This is a genomic window from Wolbachia endosymbiont (group A) of Ancistrocerus nigricornis, from assembly GCF_947250785.1.
GTDB lineage: Bacteria > Pseudomonadota > Alphaproteobacteria > Rickettsiales > Anaplasmataceae > Wolbachia > Wolbachia pipientis.
Genome location: NZ_OX366348.1, coordinates 562,112 through 586,004 on the forward strand (window position 1 = coordinate 562,112; position 23,893 = coordinate 586,004).

General features: G+C 34.9%; 19 protein-coding genes and 1 pseudogene. 7 read left to right on the forward strand and 13 right to left on the reverse strand.

What is annotated here, in order from left to right; translation table 11 throughout:
• Window positions 1-118: 118 nt before the first annotated feature.
• The 3 genes from OOK90_RS02795 to OOK90_RS02805 all read right to left on the reverse strand — a co-directional run bounded on the left by OOK90_RS02795 (window position 119) and on the right by OOK90_RS02805 (window position 3,399).
• Window positions 119-1,282: a multidrug effflux MFS transporter gene (locus OOK90_RS02795; protein WP_010082551.1), complete on the reverse strand. Its 1,164-nt coding sequence runs from the start codon at window positions 1,280-1,282 to the stop codon at window positions 119-121.
• A gap of 394 nt (window positions 1,283-1,676) precedes the next feature.
• Entirely contained in the window at window positions 1,677-2,492 is an 816-nt protein-coding gene (locus OOK90_RS02800; RefSeq protein ID WP_022626257.1) for a hypothetical protein, read from the reverse strand.
• 74 nt (window positions 2,493-2,566) lie between these two features.
• Window positions 2,567-3,399 (reverse strand): IS5-like element ISWpi1 family transposase gene (locus OOK90_RS02805; protein ID WP_209472412.1). Its coding sequence is split into 2 segments (ribosomal slippage): window positions 2,567-3,030 and window positions 3,030-3,399, totalling 834 coding nucleotides; the frame shifts between segments, so codons are not numbered across the junction.
• Between the two features lie 302 nt (window positions 3,400-3,701).
• Here OOK90_RS02805 and OOK90_RS02810 point away from each other — a divergent pair.
• From OOK90_RS02810 to OOK90_RS02820, 3 genes are all read left to right on the forward strand, one after another.
• The gene (locus OOK90_RS02810; RefSeq protein ID WP_264374374.1) at window positions 3,702-5,300 is read left to right on the forward strand and encodes a hypothetical protein; all 1,599 of its coding nucleotides are present in this window, start codon (window positions 3,702-3,704) and stop codon (window positions 5,298-5,300) included.
• 249 nt (window positions 5,301-5,549) lie between these two features.
• Complete coding sequence (locus OOK90_RS02815) at window positions 5,550-6,491, forward strand: IS5 family transposase (RefSeq protein WP_264706128.1); 942 nt, start codon at window positions 5,550-5,552, stop codon at window positions 6,489-6,491.
• 312 nt (window positions 6,492-6,803) lie between these two features.
• Window positions 6,804-7,307 (forward strand): protein-disulfide reductase DsbD domain-containing protein, encoded by a 504-nt coding sequence (locus tag OOK90_RS02820; protein WP_015589109.1) that lies wholly within the window; start codon window positions 6,804-6,806, stop codon window positions 7,305-7,307.
• A gap of 156 nt (window positions 7,308-7,463) precedes the next feature.
• On the opposite strand, the pseudogene OOK90_RS06705 reads toward OOK90_RS02820, so the two are convergent.
• From OOK90_RS06705 to OOK90_RS02840, 3 genes and pseudogenes are all read right to left on the reverse strand, one after another.
• A pseudogene (locus OOK90_RS06705) lies at window positions 7,464-8,424 on the reverse strand (IS110 family transposase).
• A gap of 179 nt (window positions 8,425-8,603) precedes the next feature.
• Window positions 8,604-8,750, reverse strand: coding sequence for a hypothetical protein (locus OOK90_RS02835; protein ID WP_190321476.1), 147 nt, complete (start codon window positions 8,748-8,750; stop codon window positions 8,604-8,606).
• A 7-nt stretch (window positions 8,751-8,757) separates the two neighbouring features.
• Complete coding sequence (locus OOK90_RS02840) at window positions 8,758-9,714, reverse strand: IS5 family transposase (protein WP_209472359.1); 957 nt, start codon at window positions 9,712-9,714, stop codon at window positions 8,758-8,760.
• A 177-nt stretch (window positions 9,715-9,891) separates the two neighbouring features.
• Between OOK90_RS02840 and OOK90_RS02845 the strand changes: the two genes are divergently transcribed.
• Both OOK90_RS02845 and recJ read left to right on the forward strand, forming a co-directional pair.
• Window positions 9,892-10,125 carry a hypothetical protein gene (locus OOK90_RS02845; protein ID WP_010962507.1) on the forward strand — a complete coding sequence of 78 codons (234 nt, stop codon included), beginning with the start codon at window positions 9,892-9,894 and terminating at the stop codon, window positions 10,123-10,125.
• A gap of 60 nt (window positions 10,126-10,185) precedes the next feature.
• Window positions 10,186-11,925 (forward strand): single-stranded-DNA-specific exonuclease RecJ, encoded by a 1,740-nt coding sequence (recJ, locus tag OOK90_RS02850; protein ID WP_264706129.1) that lies wholly within the window; start codon window positions 10,186-10,188, stop codon window positions 11,923-11,925.
• Window positions 11,926-12,822: 897 nt separating this feature from the next.
• On the opposite strand, the gene ygfZ is transcribed toward recJ, so the two are convergent.
• Window positions 12,823-13,629 (reverse strand): CAF17-like 4Fe-4S cluster assembly/insertion protein YgfZ, encoded by an 807-nt coding sequence (gene ygfZ / locus OOK90_RS02855; RefSeq protein WP_015589111.1) that lies wholly within the window; start codon window positions 13,627-13,629, stop codon window positions 12,823-12,825.
• A gap of 186 nt (window positions 13,630-13,815) precedes the next feature.
• On the opposite strand from ygfZ, the gene OOK90_RS02860 reads away from it, so the two are divergent.
• Both OOK90_RS02860 and groL read left to right on the forward strand, forming a co-directional pair.
• Window positions 13,816-14,097, forward strand: coding sequence for a co-chaperone GroES (locus OOK90_RS02860; protein WP_173862895.1), 282 nt, complete (start codon window positions 13,816-13,818; stop codon window positions 14,095-14,097).
• Window positions 14,098-14,197: 100 nt separating this feature from the next.
• The gene (groL, locus tag OOK90_RS02865) at window positions 14,198-15,847 is read left to right on the forward strand and encodes a chaperonin GroEL (protein WP_264706131.1); all 1,650 of its coding nucleotides are present in this window, start codon (window positions 14,198-14,200) and stop codon (window positions 15,845-15,847) included.
• A gap of 223 nt (window positions 15,848-16,070) precedes the next feature.
• On the opposite strand, the gene OOK90_RS02870 is transcribed toward groL, so the two are convergent.
• The 6 genes from OOK90_RS02870 to coxB all read right to left on the reverse strand — a co-directional run bounded on the left by OOK90_RS02870 (window position 16,071) and on the right by coxB (window position 23,177).
• Window positions 16,071-16,193 carry a hypothetical protein gene (locus OOK90_RS02870; protein ID WP_255703183.1) on the reverse strand — a complete coding sequence of 41 codons (123 nt, stop codon included), beginning with the start codon at window positions 16,191-16,193 and terminating at the stop codon, window positions 16,071-16,073.
• Window positions 16,194-16,409: 216 nt separating this feature from the next.
• Window positions 16,410-19,352, reverse strand: coding sequence for a DUF3971 domain-containing protein (locus tag OOK90_RS02875; protein ID WP_264706132.1), 2,943 nt, complete (start codon window positions 19,350-19,352; stop codon window positions 16,410-16,412).
• Complete coding sequence (rnhA, locus tag OOK90_RS02880; protein ID WP_151807582.1) at window positions 19,345-19,782, reverse strand: ribonuclease HI; 438 nt, start codon at window positions 19,780-19,782, stop codon at window positions 19,345-19,347. The genes OOK90_RS02875 and rnhA overlap by 8 nt, the downstream gene beginning before the upstream one ends.
• 175 nt (window positions 19,783-19,957) lie before the next feature.
• Window positions 19,958-20,845 (reverse strand): heme o synthase, encoded by an 888-nt coding sequence (locus OOK90_RS02885; RefSeq protein ID WP_155968887.1) that lies wholly within the window; start codon window positions 20,843-20,845, stop codon window positions 19,958-19,960.
• A gap of 1 nt (window position 20,846) precedes the next feature.
• Window positions 20,847-22,397: a cytochrome c oxidase subunit I gene (ctaD, locus tag OOK90_RS02890; RefSeq protein WP_264706133.1), complete on the reverse strand. Its 1,551-nt coding sequence runs from the start codon at window positions 22,395-22,397 to the stop codon at window positions 20,847-20,849.
• 15 nt (window positions 22,398-22,412) lie between these two features.
• On the reverse strand, window positions 22,413-23,177 hold the full coding sequence (gene coxB / locus OOK90_RS02895) for a cytochrome c oxidase subunit II (protein ID WP_264706134.1): 765 nt from the start codon (window positions 23,175-23,177) through the stop codon (window positions 22,413-22,415).
• Between the last annotated feature and the right edge of the window lie 716 nt (window positions 23,178-23,893).

Consider the following 23,893-nt stretch of genomic DNA (forward strand, 5'->3'; position numbering starts at 1 on the left):
AAAACTATATTGTTATGATAAAGTCGTTAATAATCTATGAGCTCTCACCCCCTGTAAAATTATATTATCATGATAAAGTCATTAATAACCCATGAGCTCTGGATCACGCAAATAATGGTTATTCCCTGTGTTTTTCAGTACATTTGAGCTGGCTGTACATAAGAATTGCAATTGTAGAGCATGCTATTGTTAATAGTAAATTTGGTAAAATACCATAGCGAAAAAATTTTCCTACTATATATATTCCAATAGCCCCAAACATCATATTGCAGAATGAGAGAACTGCACTACCAAGCCCTATACCTTTGATCGTTTCTAAAGCAGAAGTTACGTTATTGCTTATTATTAATGCAAGTCCGATATTAGCTGGAATCCAAGCAGTTTGAAGAATGAATATATTCAACTTGTCCGCGAAATAAAAATATACCAATAAACTATCGGATATTATCGGTAACACCAAACCTATTATTAGCATTTTGCTAACCCCTACTTTTGGTACATACCTTCTATTAATTAAAGTTCCAATTATGTAAAATATGACTATGATCGATATGAGGTAGCCAAAATACTGTACTTCAATGCCCATCGATTCAAATATGAACGGGTAGTTAGCAATGTATGCCCAAAGCCACATGAAAGTTAATCCATGAATGGCTGAAAACCCAAGGAAACGATAATTTCTAAATATTGATATATATTGCTTGAAGATATTAGTAGTTATGTTAGTTATACTGGTTTCATTTTTATTTACAGTGAGTGTTTCTTGTAACTTAAAGTAGATAAAAATAAGTATAGCAATTGCCGCGAGTGACATAATAAAAAACAAAAATTTCCAATGATACCCATGTGAAATTATATAACTGCCCACCACTGGAGCTATTCCAGGTGAGAGTGCCACAACCATATTTAATTTTGAAATTACTCTCGAGTATTCACTACCCGAGTACATATCCCTTATTGCTGCATACCCAACAACACCTGCAACACCAGCTCCTGCCCCTTGTATGAAGCGAATTAGTATCAAGAGCATAATACTGTCGGCTATATAACACATGACACTTGCCAAAGTAAAAATTGTCATACCAATCAGCATCATTGGACGCCTACCATAATGGTCCGATAATGGACCATAAATTAAGCCAGATACCGCAAATCCAACTAGATTTAAGCTAATTGTAAGCTGCACTACACTGCCTTCTACTTTAAAATAATTGGCAATGCTTGGTAGTGCAACTGAGTATAGGTCAGTTGCCATATCGACAATTGCTACAGACAATATCATAATAAGAGAGATGATATTTTGCGAAAGAGCTGTTTTCACTTAATGATTTACTGGATTAAATATACTTAATTATAATGTATTTTTTTCATTAGTATATTAAATTAACTACTGAAATTAAGAGTAGCTATTCAAGAAAAAGCCTGTGAAGGCTCTATCCAGTAGGGCAGTGCCATGACTACTTGGATCTAGTTTCCATTATACAATTTCATCAAAGCAGTTTACTTACTTGCAATTAAGTTTCTGGATCCAAGTAGTCATGGCACTGGGATGACAGGAGAAGGAGGCTACTTAGATGACACCCTCCTAGTGGATTCAAATCACAATGTTCGTACAGTTATGTGCTTTGACACTGAAATCTTAAGCTAAAATCATGAAAAGCACGAATTTCAATATCTTACCTTTGATTATTCACTTTAAGCTTTAAGTCTTCAACAGAAGATGCATTTGCCTCACTTACTACCTTTAGTGGTTCACCAAGGCTATGTTCCACTTTTGTCTCAAATTTAAAGCCCAATTTTTCGCAAAGCTTCTGAAAATATTCAACAATAACATCAAACAAATTCTTACCACTTACTTTGTAGTTTTTTAGCTCTTTAGGAATGGTAAGAAGTACTTTACCATCTTCATATGTTACATTTTTATCTTCACATTTCAGTTTAAACTCCGCTGAACTGCAAAAACCTGGTGTTTCGATATATGTACAATCATCATAGTTAAGCATTTTTGTATATTTCATGCTAAAACTAAGCTTTATACAATTGGGTTCACGACAATCCATAATATACTCTCTTGTCATACAGTTGCTTTGCGTTGACAAATGAAAAGATCCAAGAGCTTGACTCATATCATTAGGAAGAAAATGAGTATATCCTCCCTGATAATAGTTATTTATTAACTCCTCAATAATAGAGTTATTGGGAATTGTTGCACCAACGTGTTTAAACATTTCTGTAAAAATTTGTCTGAGAAATGGACGATAATTCCCTTTTCCGTTTTCATCCCGTAGAATTAGATTTTTATGTTTTGAATACAGATTGTTAATAAATTCGTTAGTTATTTTTTGTCCGTTAATAGCAAGGCCGTGTGTTCTATTAAGGTCCTTATATGTTCCCTCACCAGAAATTACTTCGTCCCAAGTGTTAGCTTTGAAATCAGCATATTTGAGCTTCTTCACTTCAGCTTTCAACGCATTGACCATTTCCTTTGACATGCTATATCTCTACCATTAATACCTGTATATTAATTCTAGCACTTACTTTAGAGGTTGTCCGGAAACTAGTAAATTCAAGCATATTCCCTCTTTAACATAACCCTACTCATAGCTAGGTATATGAAATTCTCAGTGGATGTTGTGAGTAAATCATACTCCTTCGATAGCCTTCTATTCCTATTAACCCAAGCAAAAGTCCTTTCTACAACCCATCTTCTTGGCTGTACTTTAAACCCTTGTTCTCTTGTTGGTAGTAGCTCAGGTGGCGTATCTTTGTGCACCCAAAATCTACATGGAGGCCTTTTAACAATTTCAATATCTATGTCATATTCTTCCTTTATGTGATTCTTTAAATTTCTTCCTTGGTATCCCATGTCAGCCCACATTTTTTTAACTTTAGTATATTTTGTTCTCATATTGTTTAATGCTATTTTAATACCATCTCTATCATTTTCGTTAGCAGCGCCTACGTAACAACCTAGTATAAAACCCTGAGTGTCTGTAATTATATGCCTTTTTCTACCCTTTACTTTTTTACTTCCATCATAGCCTTTGATCCCCCCTTTTCTGTAGTCTTTACAGATTGACTATCTACTATACAGGCACTCGGCTGCTCATTCCTTCCTATTTTTCTTCTACTATATTTTGTAATTTCATAATTCATTTTCTCAAAAATTCCCTGCTTCTTCCATTGCCTGAACTGCTCATACACAGTCTTCCATAGCGGAAAATCATTTGGTAAATACCGCCATTGACACCCTGTACGCAATACATAGAAAATTGCTTCTAATATTTCTTTTTTGCTATACTTTGGCGGCCTTCCTCCTTTCTTGTATGATACTCTGAAGTGTTTTTCTATTCTTGCCCATTCCCTTTCGCTTAGATCTGTTGGATACTTTTTTCTCATCTTTACCCCGTACTAAAATTTCAGATATTATAGCCTTTTACTTGTTTCCGGACAACCTCTAGTAGCGGAATGACGAATTTTTGTTTTTCAAATTGTCAGTAAATCTAAGTCAGTTTAGCTATATAAAACATAGTATAAAAAGAGCTATTTTAGCAAAATTTTAAACAAATAAAGTTAATTACTTCACAATTGATACCTTACGAGAAAAGCACATTTGATACAGATTTAAAATACAAGTTAACGAATTATTATGATTTTTACCAAGATAATAATATAGTAAGGTTTGGTAGTGAGGTATCAAAATGGAAAAATACACCAACGCATGGTTTAATAAGAAAGATAATCATGATTGTGCAAATGATGGCACTTGCGGGCAATCTATAAAGGATTTTAGGATTGGTAATTCTGATATTTCTTTTTTTGATAGTAACAAAAACTTAATTGCCAAAGTACCTAAACTACCAAAGTATTCTAGGGATAAATATGGGCATCAATTGTATAAGGAAGCTGAGTCAAAGCAGTTCAATTATTTTTCCACAAATATACATGATGTTTTGTCTAACAGCTTTACCGTTAAATACGGGTATATAAATTGTACTATAAAATACGACAACTTATCTGAGCAGGAACAAAACCAAATAGAAACAGACATTAAAACTGCCTATGAAGCATTTAAAGAAAAGTTTTGCTTGAAAAATAGTAATGCAAGTTACAATATAACGGTTCACATTTTTAATAATAGAAGCGATTATACAAAGTATAACAATCTTCTCGGCTTAGATGAAGATGGTGGTCCAGGATATATTACACGAGGAGTAACAGATTGTCAGAATATTCTGACATATAAGCAAAGTGCCATGGATTTTGTTCTAGGTCATGAGCTAGGCCACATATTTCAATTGTGTTTTTCACCATCGGCAACAGTCCAAACTTTGAGTATTCTGGATACTGAACTCATAGCAAATGTTGTTGGACGAGAAGTAGAAGAAAAAAATTATAAAGCTATTTGCAAGCAGATGGGTGTAGATGAATATAAATACGATGGATGGAGTTTTATTTTTAAATACATAGGTACAACTGGTAGTGTATACCGCCTAAACCTTTCAGAAGAAGAGAAATTTCAAATTATACAACGTGTCAAGAGTTCTGGACTAGATGAATATGAAGACCATGGATGGATGTTTAAATTTAAATATAAAGATACAACTGGTAGTATATACCTCAAGGACCTTTCAGAAGCAGAGAAATTTCAAATTATACAACGTGTCAAGAATTCTGGACTAGATGAATATGAAGATCGTGAATCAATGTTTAGTTTTAAATACAAAGGCACCACTTATAGAGCAGAACACAGAGATTATCTTTCAGCAGAAGAAGAAAAACTTCAATTTATCAAAGACATTAAGAACTCTCATGAATCGCTCGTTAGTGAATGTGATGGATTGGGGAATGAGAATACAACTTTAGTGATTTACGTTGATGAAAATAAGGAGATAAGTCAAATGTATTTTCATAATCTAGACAAGAATATATTCAAATGGTTAGATAAGACACTTATAAGCAGAAGTAAACCTGAAGAAGATGTGGATGACACAGCAGGAAAAGAGCCTGAACCAGAATCAGCCGAAGAGGATACTCAGCAACCCAGTAATTTCTTATCCAATATTTTTTCAACAATTAAATCCATTATTGATTCTATCTCATCACTCTTTTCATGGTTATTTGGGTCGAAAGAGAAAGAGTCTAATCAACAATCTGATGATAATCCTTCTTTGTTTAAGCTCGATGCTAATGAGTTAGATCACGAAGTTAAGCCTGATGCCAATGAGTTAGGTCACGATGTTAGAGATCACTTATCAGACAATTATAACCATTACAACTCATCTGATGGGCTAATGTAATATAGCTAATTTACAGTATCTGTTCAGATGCATGGCTAATGTACAAATATTGAAACAAAAATTCCAGTGCCCCTGTGATGTCATTCCAGTGCTTGACACTGGAATCCAGCTTTTAATCGAAAATGTTGTATAGTACACAATCAAATTTTCTGGATCCCAGTGGGCTTTGTTGCATCGCTCAAGTGAAAAGAACTGGCAGTTACTGACAAAATTCATTATAAATAGCCATTTAACTGTTGAAGAAAAAATATGCCACAAAAAATGAGAGTCAGTAACTGCCATGAATATAACAAATTTCTCCAAGAAAGAGGAAGCATTTTTTGTTATATCAATGACGCCATAGAAAATTGGTACGAGAATTGTCCAAAAATGCAGGGCGGCAACTATATTTATAGTGATAAAGTTGTGATTTTGGTGCATATAATCGTCAGTTTCTTTAGAATTGGTTTAAGACAAACAGTCGGGTTTATAAAAGGGTATTTGCAACAAATAGGAAGAGATTTGGCAGTTATCAGCTATTCACAAGCATCAAGAAGGTTTGAGAAACTTAATATTAAGATAAATGATTGCAGAATTGATAAAAATAATATGGAAGATATCGAAATTGCTATAGAAAGTACAGGAATTAGTATATACAACAACACTCCTGGTCACAGCAAGGAAAATAGCACTGACAGAAAATATCGTGGCTATGAGCAAACGAGAAAATTGCACGTAATGTTGAATATAAACAACAAAAAAGCCATAGCTGTAAAATACAGTAACGGTGTCTACTCTGATCACTATGGAGCTTGTGATTTGCTAAAAGAAGTTGATTTTCAGCATGCCATAAAAGCACTATATGCAGATAGAGCATGTGATAGGCACAAGTTTTATAAGTTGTGTAACGAATATGATATAAAGACAAAAATTCCACCAATAAACAATGCGGCAGAACATCCAGAAATAGATTATATGTCTGACAGGAATGCTGCTATTAGGTTAATAAAATTATACGGTGAAGATGGCATGAAAGAATGGAAAAAAGAAGTAAATTATGGGAAAAGATCTTATATTGAAGGGTTTTTCTCAAGATTAAAGCAAATATTCGGATTTAGTTTTAGGAATAAATCTGAGATAAATCGAGAAAAAGAACTAAATGCTATTTGCTTAATAAATTCACTGATATTGGTATGGCTAAATTTGAGATAGTTACATGAATTTACCATAAATCACCATCTCATAAAGTGTGATGCAACAAAGCCATCCCAGTGTCAAGCACTGGGATGACACCCTCCTTATGGGCCAAAATCACAATGTTCGTACAGTTGTGGATTCATTCGCGGTATCTCGGCATAGATTCCGCTAACAAGTAGCGGAATGACGAATTTGTCGTTTTTCAGATTGTCGTAAGTCAGTTTAGCTATAGCATAATGCTATATTAATAAATAATCTATATAATACTATTAAATATAATAATTAAAATCTAAATTACTTTCTCTATAAAAGGAGAAATTTACCTTAATGAAAATATATATATATTTAATATTATTTTTATTTTTTTCTTGCGCTCAACTATATGCTGACGAGGAAATTGCAAAATTTGATTTACTTATTGGCGAGATAAATGAAGCAAGCTTCACTCTTAAAGGTGCAATAAAGGTTACAGTAGAACCAGGCTGGCACATATATTATAAAGATCCTGGAGATTTTGGCCTTCCCACGTCTATTAGTTACAAAGGTAATGCATCAGATATAAATATTCACTGGCCTATTCCAAAGGAACATAAAGATAAAGTAGGGAGAGAGACGTTTGTAAGTAACGTATATGAGGATATGGTATTATTTCCCTTTAAGATGAATATATTTTTAAATCAAGGGTATATTGACCTTAACTTCCATATAAATTATGCGATATGTAAAGATAGGTGCATCCCTAAAAATGTTGAGATAAAAATCAGGCAACCATTAAAGGATTTTATAGATTCTGATATCAATAAACTTATAAATGAGTGGTATGAAAAATAGAGTTCTCATGGGGTAGGTGTCATTCCAGCGCGTGACACTGGAATCTCATTTACTTTTTTGTTCACTATGTGAGGAACTTGGGCCTACAAGTATATAAACATAATGGTTTCGCATAAAAAATTTAGATCCCAGATACTGTCTCTGCTGTCAAACAAATTATCCAACAAAATTACAATTAAATGGTTGATTATTTTTAAGAATACCAAAAAAGACATGCATTAATTTTCGCATTAACGCAAGAACTATGACTTTTGGACATTTGCCTTTACTTGCTAGACGCTGACAAAACTTTTGAAAATGATTATTATGGTTTTTGACTACTATAGCTGGCATATAAAGAGCTTTTCGAATACGCTCAGATCCTATTTTGCATATGCAACTTCTCTTACTTACTGACGATCCCGATTGATAATGTCCTGGATTTAGACCAGCAAAAGCTGTAAATTGTTTAGCATTGTCAAAGTTATCAACTGATGGCATTTCTGCGACAACAGCAACAGCAGTAAGATATCCTATACCTTTTATAGTCTTAAGGTTTTCCACCATATTTTTTAGATGTGGATAGTTATTTATATGCTCATTAATTTCTTTTTCGAGAACAATAATTTGCTCCTCTATTGCCAAAATTACTTTAGATATAGCTTCTTTGCAACTGGAATGCATATTTTTGTTTTCCAAGCGATTTGTCTGTTGCACCTTATCATCTTTTAGCGATTGCATGCAACGGTAAAGCTCCCTCAAATGCCTCATTTCAGGTGCAATGGGCTTCCAAAGAGCAGGTTTGTTGGCGATACAAAATCTAGCTATCATAGCTGCATCTGATTTATCTGTCTTATTTCTGAGCAGCTCACTTTTGCCAAAAGCTTTCTGGGTTTACTATACTGACATTATGTCCTAAATCGTGCATAAAAGTAGCCAAATCTTCTCCATACCAACTAGTTGCTTCAAGACATAAATGAGTAAGATTTGCTCCATGGCCATTGCACCAAACTACAAGTTTTGCAAAACCATCTTGATTATTTTGAAAGACTTTGTGTCGTTTTTTACTGTCCACTAACAAACAAACATCAAATTTCTTTTTTGAAATATCCACACCCAAAATAGCATTTACTTGCATAAAATTGCCTCCAAGACTATAAATAAACTGAGAGTTTAGACTAACCTTGTAATACGGGATATAATTCCAAAAGATACTGTTCAGTCTTTAACTCTATGGGAGGGAAGCAAAATCTGGCTTAATGGCATTAGTGTCGCATCAGCTTCACCCTCCCTGTGAGGTATTTTAGCTCTAATGCCTCACATCATAAAGATACAAGTGTCACGCACTAACTGTACGAACATTGAGATATAAGAGTAATTTGTACCAAGAAAAAAGATGTCATCCCAGTGCCCAGACACTGGGATGGCTTTGTTGCATCGCTCTTCGGATAGTAGGTAACGCACAATAAATTTATGAAGCTATCTCAAATTTAGCCATACCAATATCAGTGAACTTATTGAGCAAATAGCATTTAACAAGTAGTTCCTTCTCTCTATTTGTCTCAGATTTATTCCTAAAACTAAACCCGAATGTTTGTTTCAGTCGCGAGAAAAAACTTTCTATATAAGATCTTTTTCCATAACTCATCTCTTTTTTCCACTTCTTTATACTATCTTCATCATATGACTTTATGAGCTTGACTGCAGAATTTCTCTCAGCCATATAGTCTAACTTTGGATGCTCTGCTGCGTTGTTTTTCGGAGGAATTTTCGTTTTTATACCATATTGATTACACAGCTTATAGAGCTTTTCTCTGTCATATGCCCTATCTGCATATAGTACTTTTATGACATACTGAAAATCGACTTCTTTTAGCAAATCACAAGCTCCATAGTGATCAGAGTAGACACCGTTACTGTATTTTACAGCTATGGCTTTTTTGCTGTTTGTATTCAACATTACATGCAATTTTCTTGTCTGTTCATAGCTGCGATACTTTCTATCTTCGCTATTTTCTTTGCTATGACCAGGAGTGTTGTTGTATATACTAATTCCTGTACTGTCTATAGCAATTTCGATATCTTCCATATTATTTTTATCAATTCTGCAATCATTGATCTTAATATTGAGTTTCTTAAACCTTCTTGATGATTGTGAATAGCTGATAACTTGCAAATTTTTCCCAATTTGCTCAAGGTATCCTGCTATAAACCCAACTGTTTGCCTCAGGCCTATTCTAAATAAACAAGTTATTATGTGCACCAAAATTACAACTTTATCGCTATAAATATTGTTGCCACCTGGTATTTTTGGACCATTCTCGTACCACTTTTCTATGGCTTCGTTGATATAATGAAAAATATTTCCTCTTTTTTCTAGAAATTTGTTATATTCGCTATGGTTACTGACCCTCATTTTTTGTGGCATATTTTTTCTTTCAAGGTTAAATGGCTATTTTATAATGAATTTTGTCAGTAGCCACCAGATTTTTTCAGTTGCTATGCAACAAAGCCATCCCAGTGTCAGCTACTCGGATGACAAAAAAAGGAGCACTGGGATGACAGGAGAGGGAGGCTACTTGGATGACATCATAGGGGCACTGGGATGACACCATTCTTTTTCCTGGATCCAAATAGTCAAGGCACTGGAATGACAAAAAAAGGAGGCACTGGAACGACAAAGTGGAGTGTCTGCTTCTGTCATCCTATGATAGCTAAAAAGACCTGGTCACGCGCTGGAATGACACCGAAGGGGCTACTGCCCTCTTGGATGGAGACCAGTGTCAGCTACTTAGATGATACCTTTTTTCTACTTAGTTTAGGTTATGCAGAAGTCTAATACAATTATAGAACAAGCTTAAAAATTCTGGTAAAGTAGTTTTATTTACAAAGAAAGAATATGCTACTTGAAATTGAAAAGCGCAGCATAACAAATGCATTGTGGAAGTTGCAAGAAGCAGATCAAAGGCAAATCTTAACTCTTACACAGAGATTTGAGTTACCAGAAATATTAGCAAGAATATTGGTTACTCGTGGTGTTAACATAGAAAATGCAAGCGACTTCTTATATCCACTAATCAGATCGCTATTACCAGATCCCTTTCACCTTCTTGATATGGATAAAGCTGTTTCTCGTATAATACGGGCAATAAAAAATGATGAAAACCTTGCAATATTTGGTGACTATGATGTTGATGGTGCAACGTCGTCAGCATTGATTAACAGGTACCTGAGAGCAATCGATATACACTCTATAATCTACATTCCAGATCGTGTTGATGAGGGTTATGGATTAAACACAGATGCTTTATTACAACTTAAAAAGAATGGAATTGATTTATGTATTTCCGTTGATTGTGGTACGCTTGCATATCAACCAATAGAAGATGCAAAGGCTTTTGGTCTTGATATTATAGTTGTTGACCATCACCTTGGTACGGAAAAATTACCAAGCGCCGTAGCAGTTGTGAATCCAAACCGCCTTGATGAGAGCTCTCCTTATAATAACCTAGCAGCAGTTGGAGTGTCATTTCTGCTAATTGTTGCTCTTAATAAAAGCCTACGTGAGCAAGGATTTTTTACCAACAAAAAAGAACCAGATTTATTTGATCTGTTGGATTTGGTTGCCCTGGGAACTGTCTGTGATGTTATGCAGATCACAGGCCTCAATAGAGCACTTGTCTCACAAGGATTAAAAGTTATGTCAACAAGAAAAAACGTTGGCTTGCGTGTTTTATTTGATGCTTTGGGAATCCTTGAAAAACCAAGTGTTTCTCGATTAGGGTTTAGTATTGGGCCATGCATAAATGCTGGAGGAAGAATTGGAGAAGCATCGCTTGGTGCAAGGTTGCTTTCCACCGATGATGATGAAGAGGCACATTCAATCGCGCTAAAATTAATAGATTTGAATAATGCAAGAAAAGTGTTAGAAAATGAGGCTCTCTTGGAAGCTACAGCACAAGCGGAAAAGTCTGCCCAATCAGGTGCGAATTTTATAATGACAAGTGGCAATTGGCACCAGGGAATAATTGGTATAATTGCATCAAGGCTAAAGGAGCAGTTTCACTTGCCAACAGTAGTGATATCTTTAAATAATGGAATAGGAAAAGCAAGCTGTAGATCAATTTTGGGAGTTGATATCGGTGCTGCAGTCCTTTCCGCAAAGTTTATAAATTTGATTATTGAAGGTGGTGGCCATAGTATGGCGGCAGGATTTTCAATTAAAGAAGACAAAATAAATGATTTGCATGATTTTTTTACTGAAAGATTTTCAAACTCTATAAATGAGAAAACTTTAAAAGCTGATAGTATAGTAACTGCTAAAGCAATAAACTTATCTCTGTGGAACCAACTGCAACGCTTGGGACCATTTGGAGTTGGAAATCCTGAACCAAGGTTTATTATCCAAGGAGCAAAGATAAGAAAGCCTGAAGTTATAGGAGTTGACCATATAAAATGTTTTATTGCTGATGATAATGTTATGGTAAGAGCTATTGCATTTCGTTCTGCAAATACTCATCTTGGCTCTGCTATCATGCAGGGTAATGTTAAAGCTATTTTGGGTAAAATCTCTATGAATTACTGGAATGGCAATGAATTTGTACAATTTTTAATAGAAGATGTATTGACCATTAGTTGAGTGTATCTGTTCAGCAGAGTGGCAAAATAGGTAGACAAGATAAACCAAAAAATCGAGAAAAAGTGAGTTTACAACAACTGGTGTCATGAAATTATCTGACACTGATTTCCATCCAAGAGGGTGTCATCCCAGTGCTCCTATAATGTCATCCCAGTGCGTGACACTGGGATGACACCCTACTTAACCGTCATACCGCGATTCATTCGCGGTATCTCTTAGCCGCTAACAAGTAGCGGGATGACGAGCTTATCGTCATGCCACTGCGAACCGTCATACCGCCGCGAACCGTCATACCGCGATTCATTCGCGGTATCTCTAGATCCCGCTAACAAGCAGTGGGATGACGAGCTTATCGTCACGCCGCCACGAACCGTCATACCGCCGCGGCGCTAACAAGAGATCCCGCTAACAAGCAGCGGGATGACGGTTGTCGTTTAGCCATAAACATTAAAAAATTTACCAAATGAAAAAAAAGGCAAAAGAAACCCTAGTCATTGTCTATTTTCAGTATTGGCGTTTTTAAGTCTTAAACACTGCAATTTAGCTGCTTTTGAATGCAACTAACCTACGCTGCAAATGTTTAAGAAATTTACTAAGCAGAAAAAAAGGCAAAAGAAACCCCGTGTTAGCTAGTTGTCACTCTCTAATCCTGCAAATTGGCGTACTATACTGTCTTAAACGACTTATAAGCGCGTTTCAGCTTATATAGGTAAAAACCCAGAAATGTTGTGAAGACATAAGGTGCACATAGTGCAAAAAATTAAAAATAAGACGCCAACTACGTTGTTTTCTTGCTGTTTAATCTGCACAGATGAAGATAACTGAATACCTTCAATACCATGATAAGGGGGCTGGCGGAGTTTGTCAAGCAAGTTCTTCGTTTCTATATGCGCTACCTTAAGACTTCAACGTCTTAACGCACCTAACTCCATCTGCATATAAATTTGCATGGCTCTTTCCAGTATTAAGCAATGCAAATCCAATGTTGTCTACACTAGAGCGCAGTTCCCCTATTTCCTCATTGTTTTCATTTGTCACTTTAGTGCCAATATCTGGAAGTGCGTTATCCCCCTCAACAAGGTAAAGTTTTCTTCTGAATATTTCTTGTCTGCTCATTCGATTTACAACTTCCTGACCTATATAACACCCCTTATTAAAGCTTATACCGTTTACTTTATCGATTAAAAATTGCAGCGGAAACGATGAATTCTGCACCATATCTTTCGCTCCATCTGGAACGAGATTTTGAATTCTGACTTTTTCATACTGAGTAAAATCCCCAACCGGCTCTTTTATTTCATCTTTATGTATGATCCTCATTCCTAGCAGCTTGTGCCTTGGATCTTGAAAAATAACTTGTGACTTACCACTACACTCCGCCAACTTAGTATTAAACAAAACTCCAACCTTATATAGTGCGCTAACGTCTTTAATCTTCACTCTCAAGTAAGTTTTAAGCAAATCCAGTTTCTCGATTATTTGCTGCAAGTGCATGTTTTCGCACTCTAAGAGGGTGTATTTACCATATTCAATAAGAAAAAAATCATATAGATATTTTCCCTGAGGGCTAAGCAATAAAGAGTAAATGGCTTTTTGGCTATCCAACTTATTAATATCATTGGTTATAATACCCTGCAGAAAATCTCTAGTGTCAGGCCCATATAGCACTATCACACCACGACTTAAAAATGGTATATAACTCATGAAATCTCTATAAATAAATCTAAATTTTATTATATAACATTAGGCTCTTTTAGAAACTGCTTTTGGCGTGCATATTTTATAATGGCGTGCATATTTTACAAGCTCCAGCCCTTGAAATCTAACTTACGAGTATATATATATAAACTCATAAGTTAATTTGTTGATGAGGAAAAACAAATGTCAAGTATAAGTTTAAATGTATTAGATGATAGCGTGCTGATCAAGCCTATTAGCGAAGAAAAGCAAGGTGGAATTGTGCTTCCATCAAGTGCTGAAAAGAAACCTACTAAAGGTGAAGTTATAGCAATTGGTGAAGGTTCACGCAATTCAAGTGGCGAACGCGTAACTTTAACTGTGAAAGCTGGTGATAAAGTGTTCTATCGCCAATGGGCTGGTACAGAAATAGAACATAATAATGAGAAGCTTATCGTGATGAAAGAGTCCGATATACTTGCTGTCATTAAGTAGCAGTCTTTATTTTACTAAACTAAAACAAAGCACGACATAGTGCATTGTAAGTAATTTTATTATAGTTTTCTAAATTTTTTATTAACAAGAGGTGATAAAAATGACTAATGTAGTAGTATCAGGTGAGCAGTTGCAAGAAGCCTTTCGTGAAGTTGCAGCAATAGTGGATTCAACGGTAGCAATAACTGCAGGACCTAGAGGAAAAACAGTAGGGATTAATAAGCCCTATGGAGCACCAGAAATTACAAAAGATGGTTATAAGGTGATGAAGGGTATCAAGCCTGAAAAACCATTAAACGCTGCGATAGCAAGCATCTTTGCACAAAGTTGTTCTCAATGTAACGATAAAGTTGGTGATGGTACAACAACGTGCTCAATACTAACTAGCAACATGATAATGGAAGCTTCAAAATCAATTGCTGCTGGAAACGATCGTGTTGGTATTAAAAACGGAATACAGAAGGCAAAAGATGTAATATTAAAGGAAATTGCGTCAATGTCTCGTACAATTTCTCTAGAGAAAATAGACGAAGTGGCACAAGTTGCAATAATCTCTGCAAATGGTGATAAGGATATAGGTAACAGTATCGCTGATTCCGTGAAAAAAGTTGGAAAAGAGGGTGTAATAACTGTTGAAGAGAGTAAAGGTTCAAAAGAGTTAGAAGTTGAGCTGACTACTGGCATGCAATTTGATCGCGGTTATCTCTCTCCGTATTTTATTACAAATAATGAAAAAATGATCGTGGAGCTTGATAATCCTTATCTATTAATTACAGAGAAAAAATTAAATATTATTCAACCTTTACTTCCTATTCTTGAAGCTATTGTTAAATCTGGTAAACCTTTGGTTATTATTGCAGAGGATATCGAAGGTGAAGCATTAAGCACTTTAGTTATCAATAAATTGCGTGGTGGTTTAAAAGTTGCTGCAGTAAAAGCTCCAGGTTTTGGTGACAGAAGAAAGGAGATGCTCGAAGACATAGCAACTTTAACTGGTGCTAAGTACGTCATAAAAGATGAACTTGGAATCAAGATGGAAGATCTCACGCTTGATGATCTTGGTACGGCTAAAAATGTTAAAATTACTAAAGATAATACCACAGTTGTCAGCGAAAATAGCGATTCTGACAGTGTGAAAGCTAGAATCGAGCAGATTAAATCTCAAATTGAAACTTCAACTTCTGATTATGATAAAGAAAAGCTAAGAGGACGTTTAGCGAAATTATCAGGTGGCGTTGCTGTGCTCAAAGTTGGTGGAGCAACTGAAGTGGAAGTTAAAGAACGTAGAGATAGAGTCGAAGATGCGCTGCATGCAACAAGAGCTGCAATTGAAGAAGGTATAGTTCCAGGTGGTGGGGTTGCGCTTCTTTATGCTTCATCTGTTCTCGACAAATTAAAAGGTGCAAGTGACGAGGAACAAATAGGCATAAACATTATCAAGAAAGTTCTCAGTGCTCCAATTAGAAGGTTAGTCAAAAATGCTGGTCTTGAATCTGCTGTTATAATTGACTATTTGATTAAGCAGAATGATAAAGAGCTTATATACAACGTTGAGGCTATGAATTATGCTAATGCGTTTACAGCTGGTGTGATTGATCCAGCAAAAGTGGTGCGTATTGCTTTTGAAACAGCGGTATCTGTTGCGAGTGTGCTGATAACTACTGAATCTATGATAGTTGATGTACCAAGCAAAGAAAATGCTTCATCTCCTATGGGTGCAGGAGAAATGAGTGGCATGGGTGGATTCTAAGTAGAATGAAACCGTGGAGCAATTGCTCCACGGTAGTTCCAAAAAATCTCACATTTTACTATTCGTTAAAGGTAATACGTTTGGTGCAGAAATGCACTACTGTTTGCATCCGTTTCACTCCTTTATATTGTGGTTGTCTAATAACAAAAAGGCAGCATAAGAAAACTATAACCCCTAGTATATTTATACTATAGCTGACCCAAGCAACACGTCATACCGCGATTCATTCCACAACTGTACGAACATTACAATATGGCACATAGTAAACGATGTCATGAAAGTAGCTGACACTGGAATGACACCCTTTTGGATGGAAACCAGTGTCACGCACTGGCATGACACCCATTTGTTCCTATAGTTGTCTTTTCTCGTCTACCTTATTTTGCCACTCTGCTGAACAGATACAATTTACAACCACCCCCCTACCCTTTTTAGTTGTTCAGCAAATATAGAGAGGTTAAAGGGAGTGGTATTACTTAAACAACTAAATAAAAAACCAGGTAGATCATTCTGAAATTCTTGCATTTTTGTCCATAATTTTGTTAAATAACTTCCCTTTTGGTCATATCGAACCAAATTTCTTTTTCACGCCACCTTTTAAGCCACTTTCGTTAGTTTTTGTCATAATGCGATCAAACACTCCCAATAACCTCTTTAATAGGTTTGGAGTTAGCGAAGAGATAAGATCAACAGATACGTTATTGTTTTTGTCATCACCACTTGCTTTATAGTCTATTGAAACGATTCCCCTACTTTTCCCACCAGTAAGAAGTTTTCCAATTATAGGAATTTTTAACAAAGATTTATTAATTGAATATGCTGGTATTACTTGTCCTGCAACCTGGAATTTATAATCTTTAATATCGAGCTTACCACCAGTGCTAATACCTAACTCCGCCCCTTCAAGCCAAGATTCTTCAATTTCAATAGTGCCATCTTTGTATGAAAAAGGTGCATTACATTTGTAAAAGTATACACCTTCATTTTTTATGGCATTTACAATGCCAGGCAATGAAGACATCGACAATAAAGTAGTAAGTAGTGGAGCATCTTTGATGTAGAAATTGCTAATGGATAACGTACCATAATGTTCTCCACTTTCTCTCTGAGGAGAGAGATAAAAAGACAATTTGCCGTTTTTAATTGATTTACTAATGCCTAAGGAACGCGAAAGTATACCTGCATTATCCGCATATATTTCGAGCCCTATTCCACTGTATTCCGCTAGTATGTTGCTGCTATCTTCTAGAAACTGTCCTGTAAATTGACTTCCATTGCAATTACCTTTAGTACAGGTTACATTCAGCTTAGCATTTTTGATAACGATGCCTTCTTTCATCATTACATTGTCAACATTCATACTAATCTCTATATCTTTGTTTAATCCATTACTGTTTTTACCAAGCAAGCCTAAAATATCACTTAAGTTAATTTCCTCACCATGAACAGTTATAACATTTCTCTCCTTACCTGATTCAATTTCTATACTAAAATCATTATCAGGCAATTTAAAGCTACTAGAATTTAAATATAAATTTCCATTTTCTACTCTTCCGCTGAATTTTATATCTAGGTCATCTCCTATAACATCTAATCTGTCTATTAACAATTCATCGGCACCTTTTAATTTTACAGAGAACAAAACTTTATTGTGATCTTCAAAACGATTTTTCCACCCAAAATAACTTGAACGTGATTCAAGCTCTGATAAATCCATATTACCATTAACATGTCCAGTCTTATCTTGATTTATCACCGATTCTATATTTGCATTAACATAGCCACCTATATTTTCATCAAAATTAAGTATTTGAGCGGGTAAATCTCCGGTCAAATTCCAGGCGAAGATTTTATTCCTATTGCTACTTTTCAGGTCAAATAATAGCTGTGTGTTATTCACCATACCACTACCATTTAAATCTATAAAGTCACTGCCAAAACTAAGCTTAATATCATATTTACCAAGACTTGCATTATAGACGGCCAAATTGTCAATTTCAGAATGAAAATTTGCTGAGAAGTCTACTTTTTTGTCATCAGCATTTAGATTAAAAATGCGAAAATTAAATATAGATTTTGCCATTCCACTGACTTTATCCCTTTCAACCTTCACCACATCATCCAGCTTAAATCTTATAGGCTCATATAAACCATACGCATCACTTACAGCTTGGCCATTAATGGTTAGAACTGAATTTTCCTTATTGAGAGATTTCATTTCAATATCACCACCATTAATAGTGAAATTCTGAAACTTAGCACTATTTACAGTAATTTTAAGATTGTTATTCTTGATGATCAAATCACCCTTTAATTCCTTTACTTGCTCAAAATCTTCATCAAATTTTACGCTACCGTTTTCTATATCAGCAACAATTACAATGTCTGACAGATCGTCATCAACCAAATTGTTAATTTTGCCATTGAAACTTACAATGGTATTTAAAACATCCCCATCAATATTATCACAATACCAGCTTTTAAATTTATTATTCACTACACCATCTGGTACATAAGTACATAAATCTTTTGCAGCAAACTTACTAATATTAATTCTAAGCAAAGCATGACTTGTACTAAAGTTCATTTTGCCTATTAAAGAGAGATACGTGTCATTTAACTTAAAATGGAAGTTTTTTACACTAATAATTCCATTACTATATGTTAAATTTATATTTACATTAGTTAAGGCCAAATTTTTGTTCAAATAATTTTCTGTATTTAATACGTATATATTTCCATCTACAATTTCATCCTTTTTATTAATTTTCACTGAGAAGCTTCCTTTGAATCCTATATTTTTGTCCAAATTGTAGCTTTTAACTAATGTAGAAAACTTGCTCAATAGTCCCAATTTTAGATCATAAAATGTCCCGTACACATTTAGCAAATTGTTGCGATTTTTTATCGTAATTGATAAATCATCCAAAAATCCCTTTCCATCTTTTGTATTCACATGAATATCTAAAACATTAAAATCTTCCCCCTTCCCTATATATAATTTATCAATAAAAAATTCATCTTCTGTGCTTTTATCAATAGCGATGTTAGTAAATTCAATTTTTGAATCCGCACTTAAGTCAAAAAAAAATTCCCTTATTGTTTTTACTGAGTTTTGCAGATTAAAATTTACTGCTTTAAAGTCAGCTTCTTTCTGATTGATACATACATGCACATTATCAGCTGAAACCTGAGAGAGATTTGTGCTAGCTTTAAATAAGGAACTTAACTTAAAATGTACAAAAAGCTCAGGAACTTTTATAGTAAAATTAGGGTTTGCTATTGCCAAATCTGTAATGACTAAATACGGATCTTTGCTACCTTTCTGCCAAACAACTGAGGTATTCTCCATATTAACGCTTGAGCCAACAAATATTTTTGATATTTTATGTTTAACATAAAAATTAATATAATTAATATTGATTTCTAAAGGCTTTAAAAAAATAAAGAAGCACAATATGAACAATAAAACTACGGAAAATAATATAGTAATTTTTTTAAGCATCGATTATTGCTTTTCTCGCTAAACTATCAGCCTCCTCATTATACTTATCGCCACTGTGTGCTTTAACCCACTTCCAATCAATTTCGTGTTGTGAAGCAACGTTGTCTAGCTCTTTCCACAATTCCATATTTTTTACTGATTTTTTATTACTTGTTTTCCAGCCATTCATTTTCCACTTATTTATCCATTCTGTTATGCCATGCTTAACATAAAGACTATCCGTATATAAATTAATATTACAAGAAAATTTCAATACTTTCAGCCCATTGATCACCGCTGTTAACTCCATTTTATTGTTTGTGGTATTTTCTTCTCTACCATAAATGTCTTTTCTGTAATCTTGAAATAATATGATAGCTGCCCATCCTCCCGCTCCAGGATTACCAGAACACGCCCCATCCGTATATATTGTCACTTCTTTTTTACTCATCTTTGTTTATATCGGTTAACAAAGTATATAGTTGCTTTTATGAAAGCACAATTTCTAAAGGTAGTTTAAGCTGCACCTTTAAATTTTATTATAGAAACAAAAAAAAGTGTGACAACGAGCATTACCAAAAGGAAAAGTAAAAAATAGTTTTTATGCTTCTGCCGTTCTTTCATAACTAAAATAAATCAATAGAACAAAAAATAATACTGGCGAATAGGGAAAATAGATAAGAAATTGAATAAGAAAACATTTTTTTCTGTGAGCTGTGATTCTTGAACTTCATAACAGATACAGCGTACCAAATAAAAACGCAACCTTCAAAGGTTGCCATGCTTAGATAAAGTAAAGCCTTTTTCAAAAATAGAGCCGGAAGCAAGCTAGTTAGCACCAGCAAAACACTATAAATTAATATATATTTTCTTGTTTTTTCCGGACCATAAACAATATTGAACATTGGAATCGATGCCTTTGCATAGTCTTCAGACTTATTTAAAGATAGGGCCCAAAAGTGTGGTGGAGTCCACATAAAAATTACTAAAAATAAAATGAAACTTTCCCAACTTACAGAATTAGTCACAGCTGCCCAGCCAATCATTGGAGGGAAAGCACCTGCTGCACCACCGATAACGATATTCTGCGGAGTACGCCTTTTTAGCCAAATTGTATATATGAAAACGTAAAATAATATGCTAACAGCAAGCAAAGCAGCAGAAATATAGTTTACTGCTATTGCCATGATAAATACTGACAATATTCCAAGAGTTATACCAAATTCAAGCGCACTTTCTGCAGAAACTCTACCTGAGGGTATAGGGCGGTTTTTTGTCCTTTCCATGAGCAGATCTATGTCTCTGTCATACCACATATTTATAGCACCTGCAGATCCTGAGCCAAGAGCAACACATATAAGAGATATTAGTGCTAGAAAAGGGTGCATACTACCTGGTGCAGTAACCATACCAGCAACTGCAGTAAATACCACAAGATACATTATCCTTGGCTTCAGCAAACGCCAAAAATCCAGTATTGTTGATTCAACATTTAGCAAAACACTTGTGTACATTCTATTTTACCACTGGTGGCTTTTCGAAAGTATGAAAAGGCGGTGGTGAAGATACCGTCCATTCCAAGGTGTCACCTTCCCAAGGATTATCTCCAGCTTTCTTGCCCCATTTAAAAAGATGTATAACTATAAACACAAAAAACATAACTGAAACAAAGGACATATACGAACCAATTGAGGATATATAATTCCAAGGGATAAACGCATCAGGATAATCAGGTATACGCCTTGGCATACCAGCTAATCCTAAGAAATGTTGAGGTAAAAAAGTGATATTGGTGCTAATAAAAGTAAGCCAAAAGTGGATTTGACCTAAGCGCTCATTATATTTTTTACCCGACATTTTACCAATCCAATAATAAAAGCCAGCAAAAGCTCCAAATAATGCAGCAAGTGACATGACATAATGGAAGTGAGCAACAACATAATAGGTGTCGTGCAGGAGCTTATCTATTCCACCATGAGAAAGAATTATTCCCGTTATGCCACCGCCAACAAACATGAAAATAAAACCTAGTGCAAATAGCATAGGGGTCTTAAACTCAATTGCTCCACCCCACATAGTTGCAATCCAGCTAAAGACTTTTACACCAGTTATAACACCGATAAAAATTGTGGTAGTGCTAAAAAATGCAGCAGCGTCAGCACTAAGCCCAACAGTGAACATATGGTGAGCCCAAACCATAAAGCCAAATACTGCTATACCTATCATTGCATAAACCATCCCTATGTAACCAAATACAGGTCTGTGAGAAAAAGTTGATACAACCTGACTTATGATGCCAAATGCAGGAAAAATAATTACGTAAACTTCTGGATGACCAAAAAACCAAAATAGATGTTGAAATAACACAGGATCGCCGCCACCGGCAGGATCAAAAAAGGAAGTACCAATATTGCGATCAGTAAGAAGCATAGTTATAGCACCGGCAAGCACTGGTAAGGCAACAATCAACATAAATGCTGTTAGCAAGACAGACCAAACAAACAGTGGCATCTTAGTTAATGACATTCCTTTTGTGCGCATGTTAAATATAGTAACTATAAAGTTGATCGCCCCAACAATTGACGACATACCAGCAACATGAAGTGCAAGTATAGCAATGTCAACTCCTGCACTTGGATGGGACATTACCTGTGATAGAGGTGGATATAAAGTCCAACCTGTACCTGGACCTTCACCAATAAACACTGAGAGAATGAGCAAAATAAAAGATGACACTAATAACCAAAAACTTAAATTATTCATACGAGGAAATGCCATATCTGGTGCGCCAATCATGAGAGGTACAAACCAGTTACCAAATCCTCCCATGAGGGCTGGCATTATCATAAAAAACACCATTATCAACGCATGCCCTGTAACCATTACGTTATATAATTGATAGTTATTGTTAAGTATATTAATGTGCATTAGCTGAGTGCGAATAATCACCGATAATAATCCACCAATAATTCCAGCTAATATGGAAAAAATAATGTACAGTGTCCCTATATCTTTATGATTGGTGGAAAACAACCAACGCTTTATGCCCTTTGGTACGTCACTCATATCTATACTCCAAATTTAACTCACTAATTTTCTATTTTCAATCCACTTATTAAAATCTTCTTTGCTTACTGCTTCAACAACAATTGGCATAAATCCATGGCCTTGACCACACAATTCGTAGCACTGCCCATAATAAACACCAGGCTTTTTGATATTAAACCACGCCTCATTCAGCCTACCTGGTATCGCATCAATTTTTACACCGAAAGCCGGTACTCCCCAACTGTGTATCACATCTCCTGCTGTAACTTGTAAACGAACGTTAGTATTAACGGGTAAAATGATGTTGTTATCAACAGAGAATAGCTTTAAATCTCCTTCGATAAAGTCTTCTTTTCCCTTAATATAACTATCAAATGACACACCTTGATATTCTGGATATTGGTAACTCCAATACCATTGATGGCCAATAACTTTCAGTGTTATATCAGCTTTCGGTATTTCTTCCTGTAGCTTCAGTAATTTAGCGTTTTCAAAGGCTAATATTCCAACAATGATAGTTGGTATAACAAACCAAATAATTTCTAAAGGAACACTATGGGTAGTTTTACTTATGCTTGTTACTTTGCTTTTACGAAAGCGAAACGCTATATAAGCAAGCAGCGCCCACACAAAAAGCATTATTGTAACCATCACAAGCATCACAAACGAATGTGACCTAACTACAGCCTCCATTACTTCAGTTGCAGGAGCAGGAAATCCAAATTGCCAGGAAGTAGGAGCAGAGGCAACAGATATATTTGAGTAAAATATTATCAATAGTGCAAATAACTTCACCATATCTTTTGTTTGTTTGCTATAAAACTAAGTGATATACTGTATAATAGTATATATAAACTTACTATGCAAATAGAGATTAGTGATGGTTAATAATTTTTTAGCATTCAACAAGTATAATAGTACAATACTAATTGAGGAAAAAAGCATTTACATAAATCTATTGTAAGTAAAAATATTATAATATTTTAAATTAAGTATTTACTTTAAGTAAATTCTATAATAAGTTTAATAGTGTCTGTTACTGCTAATAACCCTCTAGCCTCACACCTAAAAGCAGTAACAGACACTATTAAACTTTATGACAAGTTTATAATCTGTAAGATCAAAGTCTTACAAGTTTCTTTATTTCATTATACATTGCAGTTTGTTAATTAACTTTTAATGCCTATGGTGGCATTTACAGCTTGGACCAAAGGTTTATGTATTATAGAAAATAATTATAAAAAAAACACACTATTTGTATACCATACAAACTTTTTTTATTCTGCATAGCTGAGTTACTAGATTCTGTAAACGAAATCTTTAGAGAAGCCAAATGGGCAAAGTTTCATGAAGGTCTTTGGCATCTCTTAGCATAGATCCCTTACTTAACCATCATACCGCGATTCATTCGCAGTATCTCAAAGCATAGATCCCGCTAACAAGTAGCGGGATGACGATTGTCGTTTAGCCATAAACATTAAGAAATTTACCAAATAAAAAAAAAGGCAAAAGAA